At 62.6% G+C, this 10,431-nt stretch carries 11 protein-coding genes; 5 read left to right on the forward strand and 6 right to left on the reverse strand.

The features are described from left to right. Positions 1 to 66: 66 nt before the first annotated feature. The gene (locus tag HWX48_RS09190) at positions 67 to 1,758 is read right to left on the reverse strand and encodes a phospho-sugar mutase (protein WP_175956853.1); all 1,692 of its coding nucleotides are present in this window, start codon (positions 1,756 to 1,758) and stop codon (positions 67 to 69) included. A gap of 29 nt (positions 1,759 to 1,787) precedes the next feature. Continuing rightward, the gene (locus HWX48_RS09195) at positions 1,788 to 2,618 is read right to left on the reverse strand and encodes a purine-nucleoside phosphorylase (RefSeq protein ID WP_175956855.1); all 831 of its coding nucleotides are present in this window, start codon (positions 2,616 to 2,618) and stop codon (positions 1,788 to 1,790) included. A 225-nt stretch (positions 2,619 to 2,843) separates the two neighbouring features. On the opposite strand from HWX48_RS09195, the gene dapE reads away from it, so the two are divergent. The 4 genes from dapE (at position 2,844) to HWX48_RS09215 (ending at position 5,722) form a co-directional block, all read left to right on the forward strand. Further along, on the forward strand, positions 2,844 to 3,950 hold the full coding sequence (gene dapE, locus HWX48_RS09200; protein ID WP_254873052.1) for a succinyl-diaminopimelate desuccinylase: 1,107 nt from the start codon (positions 2,844 to 2,846) through the stop codon (positions 3,948 to 3,950). Between the two features lie 79 nt (positions 3,951 to 4,029). Next, a complete protein-coding gene (locus HWX48_RS09205) occupies positions 4,030 to 4,779 on the forward strand; it encodes a TIGR00730 family Rossman fold protein (RefSeq protein WP_175956859.1) in 750 nt (249 codons plus the stop codon). A 141-nt stretch (positions 4,780 to 4,920) separates the two neighbouring features. Next, complete coding sequence (locus tag HWX48_RS09210; RefSeq protein WP_175956862.1) at positions 4,921 to 5,085, forward strand: DUF3117 domain-containing protein; 165 nt, start codon at positions 4,921 to 4,923, stop codon at positions 5,083 to 5,085. Positions 5,086 to 5,344: 259 nt separating this feature from the next. Further along, positions 5,345 to 5,722: a DUF5684 domain-containing protein gene (locus HWX48_RS09215; RefSeq protein ID WP_175956865.1), complete on the forward strand. Its 378-nt coding sequence runs from the start codon at positions 5,345 to 5,347 to the stop codon at positions 5,720 to 5,722. Between the two features lie 138 nt (positions 5,723 to 5,860). Here the strand turns inward: HWX48_RS09215 and HWX48_RS09220 are convergent, their stop codons facing one another. The 4 genes from HWX48_RS09220 to HWX48_RS09235 form a co-directional block, all read right to left on the reverse strand. Next, positions 5,861 to 6,490, reverse strand: a complete 630-nt coding sequence (locus HWX48_RS09220) for an O-methyltransferase (RefSeq protein ID WP_175956867.1) — start codon at positions 6,488 to 6,490, stop codon at positions 5,861 to 5,863. Between the two features lie 64 nt (positions 6,491 to 6,554). Further along, the gene (locus HWX48_RS09225) at positions 6,555 to 7,679 is read right to left on the reverse strand and encodes an Mrp/NBP35 family ATP-binding protein (RefSeq protein ID WP_175956869.1); all 1,125 of its coding nucleotides are present in this window, start codon (positions 7,677 to 7,679) and stop codon (positions 6,555 to 6,557) included. A gap of 9 nt (positions 7,680 to 7,688) precedes the next feature. Next, positions 7,689 to 8,291 carry a DUF1003 domain-containing protein gene (locus HWX48_RS09230; RefSeq protein ID WP_175956872.1) on the reverse strand — a complete coding sequence of 201 codons (603 nt, stop codon included), beginning with the start codon at positions 8,289 to 8,291 and terminating at the stop codon, positions 7,689 to 7,691. After that, positions 8,284 to 9,573 carry a CBS domain-containing protein gene (locus HWX48_RS09235; RefSeq protein WP_175957031.1) on the reverse strand — a complete coding sequence of 430 codons (1,290 nt, stop codon included), beginning with the start codon at positions 9,571 to 9,573 and terminating at the stop codon, positions 8,284 to 8,286. Before HWX48_RS09235 ends, HWX48_RS09230 begins: the two co-directional genes overlap by 8 nt. Positions 9,574 to 9,669: 96 nt before the next feature. Here HWX48_RS09235 and HWX48_RS09240 point away from each other — a divergent pair, with 96 nt between their 5' ends. Further along, positions 9,670 to 10,389: a general stress protein gene (locus HWX48_RS09240; RefSeq protein WP_254873053.1), complete on the forward strand. Its 720-nt coding sequence runs from the start codon at positions 9,670 to 9,672 to the stop codon at positions 10,387 to 10,389. Positions 10,390 to 10,431: the final 42 nt, after the last annotated feature.

Below are 10,431 nucleotides of genomic sequence, written 5' to 3' on the forward strand. Positions count from 1 at the left end.
CCCCACCAGCACGGATGCTTCGCAGAGGTCAATGCCTACGGCCGGAGATAGTTCAAGTATCGTGCCTCAGATCCCCAGCGCAGCCTTGACGTCAGCCTTGACCGCATCCAGGCGCTCAGCAGCGGTGGCGCGGGCGGCAGCCACATTGCCGTCGACAACGGGCACGATGACCTCGCAGTAGCACTTGAGCTTCGGCTCGGTGCCCGAGGGGCGGGCAATCACGCGGTCGCCAGCTTCGGTCACAAACATCATGCCGTCGGTGGGAGGCAGGTCTGCGGAGCCTTCTGCCAGGTCAACGACGGTCACCACGGGTGAGCCCGCCATTGAGGTGATACCGTTGGCGCGCAGGTTCGCCATGCCTTGAGCAATGAGGGAGAGGTCCTCAACGCGGATGGTGACGGGCGAGGTGGCGTGCAGGCCGTGAGCGAGGGCCAGGTCATCTAGGGCATCGAGCAGGGAACGGCCAGCAGCCTTCTGTTGAGAAGCCAGGTAGGCCAGGCGCAGGCAGGCAGAGATGCCGTCCTTGTCCTTCACGCCCTGCGGGTCCACGCAGTAGCCCAGGGCTTCCTCGTAGCCAAAGACCAGGCCTTCGACGCGGGAGATCCACTTGAAACCGGTCAGGGTATTGCGGTGGGTGAGGCCGTGAGCGGCGGCAATGCGGGCCAGCAGGCGGGAGGACACGATGGAGTTGGCTAGGACAGCGCCCTCCACACCAGCCTCGACAGCGAGGGCGGCGGCCTGCTCACCCAGGAGGGCGCCCACCTCGTCGCCGGTGAGCTGACGCCAGCCGCCCTCGACGGAAGCGTCAGGTACGGCGGCGGAGCAGCGGTCGGCGTCGGGGTCATTGGCAAGGATAATATCGGCATCCACCGAGCGCGCCAGTGCCATCGACAGGTCGAGGGCGCCGGCCTCTTCAGGGTTGGGGAAGGCGACGGTGGGGAAGTCAGGATCGGGGGAGTGCTGCTCAGCCACGAGGTGAACGTCGGTGAAACCAGCGCGGCGCAACACCTCGGCCATCGTGTCGCCGCCTACGCCGTGCATGGAGGTCAGCACGATGCGCAGGTCCTTCTCGCCGCCGGGCACGAGGGGCACCACGCGAGAGTAGTAGTCCTCCACCAGGTCAGCGCCCAGAAGCTCCCAGCCCGACTCGGCGCGCGGTACGGAAGCCACAGACTCCACAGCCTGAATGGCAGCGAAAATCTCAGCGTCGAAAGGCGGAACAATCTGCGCTCCACGGCCAGCGTCGGTCACCACGCGGCCACCCAGGTACACCTTGTAGCCATTGTCCTCGGGCGGATTGTGGGAGGCGGTCACCATGACGGCCGCATCGGCATTGAGGTGGTTTAGCGCGAAAGCGGTGATCGGGGTGGGCAGGGCGTCGGGAATCACCAAAGCGCGCCCGCCAGCGGCCACAGCCACAGCAGCCGTGTCGAGGGCGAATTGCTCCGAACCGTAGCGGGCGTCATGGCCAATGACCACGCTAAAGCCCTCGCCCACGCGCTCACGCAGGACCGCCATCAGACCGGCGGCGGCCTTAATGACCACGGCGCGGTTCATGCGGTTGGGGCCACCGCCCAGGTGACCGCGCAGGCCAGCGGTGCCAAACTCCAGCACGCCCGAGAATCGATCGGCCAGGTCAGCCTCGGCGGCGGCGTCGCCCGCCAGGGCGGCATCCAGCAGAGCCTGAACCTCAGCAGCGGTGGTGGCGTCGGGATCGTCGGCGATCCAGGCCTTCACAACGTCAACATCAAAAGACACAAGTGCTCCTTTAAACGGGTTGAGAATAATCAGCGGATACGTGCGGCAATGTCGGCCAGCAGGCGGGCAATACGCGGGGCTGCGGCCTGCCCGGCCTCAATGACTTCCTCATGCGACAAAGCCACCGGAGAAATGCCAGCGGCCAGGTTCGTCATCAGCGACAGCCCCAGGATCTCCATGCCCACCTGGCGTGCAGCAATAGCCTCAAGGGTGGTGGACATGCCCACCAGGTCGCCGCCCAGGATACCCGCCATCTTCACCTCGGCGGGGGTTTCGTAGTGGGGGCCGGGGAATTGCACGTACACGCCTTCGGGTAGCGTGGGGTCGACCTCGTGGGCGAGGTCGCGCAGGCGCTGGGAGTATAGGTCGGTGAGGTCGACGAAGGTCGCGCCCTCCAAGGGGGAGGCGCCGGTGAGGTTAATGTGGTCGCGGATGAGGACCACCTGGCCGGGCGCCCAGTCGGGGTTCAGACCGCCGCAGCCGTTGGTCAAGATGACATGCGAGGCGCCCGCAGCGGCAGCTGTGCGCATCCCGTGGGCGACCGCCCGCACGCCCTTACCCTCGTAGTAGTGGGTGCGTGAGCCCAGGACGAGGGCGTGACGGTCGGTGCCGTCAATGCGGATCGAGCGCATGACCGGCACGTGCCCGGCAACGGCGGGGGCGTGGAATCCGGGCACTTCGGAGGCGGGGATCTCAGAGACGGTCTCGCCGAGGAGTTCAGCTGCGCCTCCCCAGCCTGAGCCGAGGACGAGGGCAAGGTCGTGGGTGTCGATGCCGGAACGCGTTGCGATGACGTCGGCGGCTTCGCGCGCGAGTTCGAAGGGGTCGCGGGCGCTGTGGCAATGAGAGTCAGTAGTCATTCCTTAACGCTAACGCAGATCAGTCGCCAATGAGAACACGGTGGGAGCCTTCCCCGCTGCCATGTCCTTGAGCGAATGGGAGTGCAGGACGAGGGCGCCCCCGGGCGAGGTGCGGCAGTGCAGGAGACGTGAACACCCCTGCGCGCTACCGCTGAGCCCACTTAGGGTAGAGGCAGCATTGTTTTCTTCACCGCATTCTTCTCGTTGACTCTTGTAGGAGGCACCGTGCTGGCACCCTCTCAGTTGACGCTCACTGATCCTGTGCAGCTCACCGCCGAACTCATCGATATTCCCTCCGTCTCTGGCGACGAGGCACGCATCGCTGACGCTGTCGAAGCCTCCTTACGCGCTTGCCCTCATCTGCAAGTCACACGCAATGGGGATGCGGTGGTGGCCCGCACGAATTGTGGCCGACCGACGCGCGTCATTATTGCCGGGCACCTCGATACGGTACCGATCAGTGACAACGTTCCATCCCGGCGCGGCGTCCTCGACGGACAGGAGGCGATTATTGGCCGCGGTAGTGTCGACATGAAGGCTGGGGTCGCAGTTGCCCTGCATCTTGCTCACGCCCTGAGCGCGCCCCGCCACGACGTGACGTGGATCTTCTACGATCATGAGGAGGTTGCCGATGCCCTGAACGGTTTGGGGCGCCTCAGCCGTGATGCTCCTGAGCTTCTCGATGGGGATTTCGCGATCCTTGGCGAGCCCACTAGCGCGCATATTGAGGGCGGCTGCAATGGGACGCTGCGGGTGATTGCGACCTTCCCGGGCGTTGCCGCTCACTCGGCGCGCGCCTGGAGGGGAGACAACGCGATCCACAAGATGGCGCCTGTCATCAGCGCAATCGCCGCTTTTGGGAATCCTGAGATTGAGGTTGACGGGCTGGTCTATCGCGAGTCGCTGTCTGTTGTTGGGGTCAGTGGTGGGGGAGCGGCTAATGTGATCCCCGAGGAGGCTCGGATGGTTGTCAACTACCGTTTCGCTCCCTCCACCTCGGGTGAGGAGGCCCTCGCTTTCGTCCGCTCCTTCTTTGATGGCACGGGTGCCGTCATTGAGGTTGATGACCTCTCCCCTGGAGCCCGTCCTGGCATGGACGCCCCCATTGCCCGCGAGTTTGCCGCCGCCGCGCGGGCCAGTGGGCAGGTCGAGGTTAATGCAAAGGAAGGGTGGACGGATGTTGCGCGTTTCGGTGCGCTGGGTGTCCCCGCCATTAACTATGGGCCGGGTAACCCCTTGGCCGCCCACACGATTGACGAGGCTGTCGCCGTTGCTGAGATTCTCCGTTGCGCTGAGGGGTTGGGGGCGTGGTTGGCGGGGGAGACTGGCTGAGCTTTCGTTGAGACGTGGGCGTTGAGGGTCGCTATCGTGAATGTAGCGCCTGACACTTAACGAAGATTGGATGACTTTCATGGCAGAGAATAATGGACGCCGCCGTTCCTACCAGCGTGGCCCTGTGCTCCTTCGTGGAGCGCAGATCCCGAAGGAGACCTCTGATGAGCGTTTGCTTCGTGAGGGGCAGGGAGCGGACTGGCTGCATGAAGACCCTTGGCGCGTGTTGCGTATCCAGTCTGAGTTCGTTGAAGGCTTCGGTGCGCTCGCGGAGATTGGCCCGGCGGTGTCGGTCTTTGGGTCGGCGCGCACGAAGGAGGATCACCCCTATTGGCAGGTCGGCTACGAGGTGGCTCAGCGCCTTGTTGAGGCAGATTACGCGGTCATTACCGGCGGCGGGCCTGGAGCGATGGAGGCTGCCAATAAGGGGGCTTGGGATGCTGGTGGCATTTCGGTGGGTCTGGGTATTGAGCTCCCTCAGGAGCAGGGGATGAACCAGTGGGTGAATGTCGGCATTAACTTCCGCTATTTCTTTGCCCGTAAGACGATGTTTGTCAAATATTCCAGTGGTTTTATTGTGCTGCCGGGTGGTTTTGGCACGCTGGATGAATTGTTTGAGGCGTTGACGTTGGTGCAGACACGCAAGATTCGGTCCTTCCCAATCGTTCTGGTGGGCACGGAGTATTGGGCGGGTCTGGTGGATTGGCTCAAGGAAAGTCTGTGTGAGCAGGGCATGATTTCTCCAGGAGATATTGATTTAGTTCAGGTTGTCGATGATCCTGCTGAGGCCGTGAGGATCGCAACGGGGCAGATGTCAGCATCTGCTTGAGATTCTGTGCCTGATTCCCCGCGCAGTTGGGCCAATATTGAGTAAAATAGGGCTGTTATGTGCTGCGCGATGATCGCGCAGTGAGCTGCAGAGCGATCCTGGCGATGCAGCAGGCGAACAAACAGTGAGGAGCCGAAAACCATGGCAGCAATGAAGCCGAGGACTGGCGACGGACCCCTGGAAGCAACGAAAGAAGGGCGCGGCATCGTCATGCGCATTCCCAGCGAAGGCGGTGGCCGTCTGGTCATTGAGCTGACGCCGGAGGAAGCAACGGAACTGGCGAAGGTACTTGGTGAAGCCGTCTGAGGAACTCCCTCAATATCTTCGAGGTGGCCCCTCGCACCCGCAGGTGCGAGGGGCCACCTCTTGTTTCGGCGCTGCTTAGAGGGCATATACGCAGATTTCAGGCCGGAAAACAAGGTGAAATCCCTATTTTGTCCACTGAGTGAACGACTTCTGTCAAAAGCGTTCCATGGCGGAATCACAACTACTAGAGTCGCAAATGACATCCCTATGTTTGTCGCATAGCGCCAAACAGGCACCCTCAAACTGATAGGAGATCCCCATGGAAACCCAAGATCCTAATGCCCTGCTCGCGCTCTACACCTCTGTCCCATTCTTGGCTGGTTCCCTCATCGCGACGGTCCTGTCGATTGTGGGCATGTGGAAGCTTTTCGAGAAGGCCGGTGAACCCGGCTGGGCTGCCATCATTCCCTTCTACAATGCCTACATTCTGGTGAAGATCGCCCTGGGTAATGGCTGGCTCTTCCTGCTTGCCCTCATTCCCGTGGTCAACTTCTTCTTCGTCATCTGGCTGATGATCAAGCTCGCAGCCGCCTTCGGCAAGGGCGTGGGCTTCGCTATTGGCCTGATCTTCCTCGGCCCTATCTTCATGATCCTCCTGGGTTTCAGTGACGCCAAGTACCAGGGCGTCCAGGCCTGATCGTGGCTGAAGGGCCCCTCATATAGGCCTTTCCTTCAACAGCGGTGTGGGGGTCGAGTGCCATGCACTCGACCCCCACACCGTGTGTTTTTCGAGTCGATTGACGCTCGCCCAGGCTCAGCGTCTGATAATCGCTTCTTAGCGGCGCACCGCCACGGCCACGCCGTCACCGACAGGCAGTAGGGCGGGAACGAAGTCCTCAGACTGGGCCAGGAAACGGCCAATCTCGCGCATCACCACCGTGTCGGCATCGCGGCGGGCCGGGTCGGCAACCTGATCGTGCCACAGGGCTCGCACGACGATGACGGTCCCGCCGGGGCGCAGGACGCGCACAGCGTGATCGAGATAGGCGGGCGCCTCGGAGACCTCAGCGTCGATAACGACCATGTCGTAGCCGCCTGCCGCCATGCGCGGCAGTACATCCAGGGCGCGCCCTGAAATCAGGCGAGTTCGCTGCGAGGACACTCCTGCCGCCTGGAAGGCGCGACGCGCATACTTGTGGAATTCTGGCTCGTGGTCGATGGTGGTCAAGACGCCATCTTGCGCCATGCCGTCAAGCAACCACAGGCCGGAAACGCCCGCGCCGGTGCCGATCTCGAGGACGGCCCGCGCCCCAGCAACAGCAGCGAGCATCCGCAAGGTGGCGCCCACGCCGGGGGTGACGGGGGTAGCGCCGAGGTCAACCGCAGCTTCACGCGCCTGAGTAATGATCTCCCCTTCGGGAATGTACTCTTCGACGTATTGCCAGGTCTGTGCCTTCTCAGACATGAATCCTCCACGGATGTCGGTGCCGGTAATGATCCTGCCACTAAGCCTAGCGGCTGAGAATCACTTAGTTGTTGATGGGAGAAACCCCCAGGGGACGTCCAGCCAGGCCACGGGTGTGCTCACCCAGGCGGGCTGCGAGAGCTTGCAGGGCTTCAGCGGCGGGTCCCTCAGCAAGGGCAACGGGAGCGCCAACGTCGCCGCCTTCACGCAGGGCAATATCGAGGGGAATCTGGCCGAGCAGGTCCACCGAGTAGCCCAGTTGGGCTGTCAGGCGAGCCGACACGGATTCTCCGCCGCCAGCACCGAAGATCTCCAGGCGGGAGCCGTCAGGCTGGGGGAGGAAAGACATGTTTTCGACAACGCCAATGACGCGCTGCTGAGTCTGGGTAGCGATTGAGCCCGCACGTTCGGCGACCTCTGCGGCAGCAATCTGCGGGGTGGTGACCACAAGAATTTCAGAGGAAGGCAGCAGCTGGGCGATGGAGATTGCCACGTCGCCCGTGCCCGGAGGCATGTCAATGAGTAGCACATCCAGGTCGCCCCAGAACACGTCGGCAAGGAATTGCTGGAGCGCACGGTGCAGCATCGGGCCGCGCCAGATCACAGCCTGGCCGTCGGCGACGAACATCCCAATGGAAACGACCTTGACGCCACCTGCACCCACGGGGGGAATGATCATCCCGTCAATGACTTGGGGTTCGGTGGTGACACCCAGCATGCGGGGAATGGAGAAGCCGTAAATGTCGGCGTCCATGACGCCTACCTTCAGGCCGCGCTTTGCTAGGGCGGCGGCAAGGTTGGCCGTCATTGAGGACTTGCCGACGCCGCCCTTACCGGAGGTCACGGCAATGACGCGGGTGAGGGAGCCAGGCTGATTGAAGGGAATCTCACGCTCGGGGCGGCCGCCGTTGAGCTTCTCTCGCAGGGCTTTCTTCTGCTCATCAGTCATGACGCCCATGTCGATCACGACGGATTCGACGCCCTCCACGGCGCCGACAGCGGCCTGAACCTCGGCCATAATCGTGTTGCGCAGGGGGCATCCAGCGGTGGTCAACAGGATTGTCACCCGCACGGTTGCGCCATCAATAGCAACGGAATCGACCATATTGAGGTCGGTAATCGGGCGACGAATTTCAGGGTCATTGACGGTCGCGAGGGCGGCCATCACCAGTTCTTCAGAGACAGACATGCCTCTAGTCTACGCGGTGGGATTGAGGTCGCCTCGCGGGTTGTTGTCGGCCTCGCCGGCTTCACCCGTGCGGCGCTCTTCCTCGCGGCGTTCCTCTTCTTCGCGGCGCTCTTCTTCCTCGCGGCGATCCTCCTCGAATTCCTCGCGGAGGTCTTCGAGGACGGCACGCAGCTCGGAACGGACGAAGTCACGGGTGGCGACGTCTTGGAGGGCGAGGCGAAGGCCGGCGATCTCACGGGTGAGGTATTCGGTGTCCATGAGGTTACGTTCAGCGCGCTGGCGGTCCTGCTCGGCCTGCACGCGGTCGCGGTCATCCTGGCGGTTTTGCGCCAAGAGGATCAACGGCGCAGCGTAGGAGGCCTGGAGGGAGAGCATGAGGGTCAGCGCGGTGAAACCCAGGTCTGCGCGGTCAAATTGCAGGTGGGCGGGCGCCAGCGTATTCCACGCCAACCAGAAACCAACGAAGGCTGACAGGTAGACAAGGAATTGCGGGGTGCCAGAAAAACGCGCGATGCGTTCAGCACTGCGGCCCAGACGCTCAGACTCGAAGTTGATTCGGGGGAGGCGGAAGCGGCTGGCGCGTTCAATCGGGGTATCAAGAGCGTCAGCCATCAATGCTCCTTGCCATTAGTCGGTCGGTGACCTCGTCATCGTAGTCGCGCCAGTCCTCGGGCAGCAGTTCGTCGAGGACGTCGTCAACGGAGACCGCCCCCAGGAGGTGCCCGTCCTCGTCAGTGACGGGGAGGACGGTGAGGTTGTAGGTGGCGAGCAGGCGCGTGACGGTGGCAATGTGAACCGAGGGAGGCACCGCCTCGATATCACTATCAACAATAGTACCCAGGAGCGTCTGCGGAGGTTCTCGCAGCGCGCGCTGAATGTGGACCATCCCCAGGTAGCGGCCGGTGGGGGTTTCCATGGGTGGGCGCACGATGCAGGCGATGGTGGCCAGAGAGGCAGGTAGGTCCTCACGGCGAACGGCGGCCAGCATTTGGGCGACTGTGTCATCGGGGCCCAGGATGACAGGTTCGGTGGTCATGAGGGCGCCGGCGGTGGATTTTTCGTAGGTGAGGAGGCGGCGCACGTCCTCGGCCTCTTCGGGTTCCATGAGGGCCAGGAGGGATTGGGCCTGTTCGGCGGGCAGTTCACCAACGAGGTCGGCAGCGTCGTCGGGCTGCATGACGTCGAGGACGTCGGCGGCGCGGGTGGCGTCCAGGCGAGAGACGATGGAGACGCGGTCGTCGTCACCAAGTTCTTCGAGGACGTCGGCGAGGCGATCGTCGGGCAGGGCTTTAGCGACGGCGAGCTGTCGGTCCTCGGGCAGGTCGTGGATGAGGTCTGCGAGGTCGGCGGGCTTCATGTCCTCAGTTTGGAGGATGAGGGTGCTTGCGCCCTGGGTAATGTCGACCTTGAGGAGGCCGGAGACGGCGTTGACGTCGACGGTGAGGGATTCGCCCTTGCGTTGGAAGCCGAGGGAGGACAGGCGCACGCGTTGGACGTGCAGTTTGGACAGGATCCAATCACGAGGGCGACGCTGCTCCATTGCCACGTCGATGACGGTGGCCTCGCCTGAACCGTCGTTTAAGGTGACGACGCGGTCGAAGAGCTGGGAGAGGACGAGGGTTTCCAGGGGACGCTGTTCGAAGCGGCGCATATTGAGCAGGCCCGTGGTGATGACGGCTCCGGATTTGATGGCGGTGACGCGGCCGAGGGGCAAGAAGACACGGCGGCGCGGGCCAACCTCAACGACGAAGCCAATGACGTTGGCGGCTGCACCGGGGCGGAAGGTCGCCACAACGTCGTGAATTTTGCCGACTTTCTCGCCCAGAGGGTCGAAGACGCCTGTGCCTGCCAGCCTGGCAATGAAGACACGGCGGCCGCTGGTTCCTACATTCATCGGTGCATTACTCACAGGAACAGCCTAGGCTGAATACGATGAATCTGTGTGTTCGGCATACAGGACTATCCCAAAAACTTGTGATTGAGGAGCAGAATGTCTGAACGTCACCCTGCTGGGGCCGACCCCCGTTCGCGCATCCCAATGATGCCCTCTGGCACTGAAGTTGCCTCCTACGCCACCTACCTGGAGGCGCAGGCGGCGGTTGATTACCTCTCGGACAGCGGTTTTAATGTCAAATCCATCACCATTGTGGGCACGGATCTGCATTTGGTGGAGCGCGTGACGGGACGTTTGACGACGGGGCGCGTGGCCCTTTCGGGCGCGTCTTCGGGCGCCCTGTGGGGTGGCTTTATGGGGCTGATGGTGTCCTTTGCTTCCTCTAGTGCGAGCGCTTCCTTGTGGGTGTTGGCAGGCATGGGGGGTGGTGCCTTGGCTGGCGTCGTGATGTCGGTGCTGCTGTACATGATGACGGGTGGGCAGCGGGACTTTACCTCTCAATCTCAGGTGGTTGCTTCGCGCTATGCGGTGTTGGCTGCCGCTGATGTGGCGAAGGCCTTTGAGCTCTTGCAAAAGACGCCGGGTAATCAGCGTCGTCCAGCGCCTAAGCGCGTGCGTGAGGAGAAGGAGGGGCCCACGGAGTATGGTTCGCGTCCTGATGAGAAACCTCGTTTTGGAGTGCGTTTATCTGAGGCTTCCGTCACGGCTTCGGCCCATTCTGAGAGTGAGTTAGTTCAGGATTCTCAGGATGATTCTGAGGGGGCTCACAGGGAGAGCGTAGAAATGGAGAACCCTCCCCCTGAAGGTAAAGGCTGAGAGCTCCCGAGAATTCCTTGCAGAGATGCCCTGTTTGTCACA

This window comes from Schaalia sp. Marseille-Q2122 (assembly GCF_903645355.1).
In the GTDB taxonomy this organism is placed as follows: domain Bacteria; phylum Actinomycetota; class Actinomycetes; order Actinomycetales; family Actinomycetaceae; genus Pauljensenia.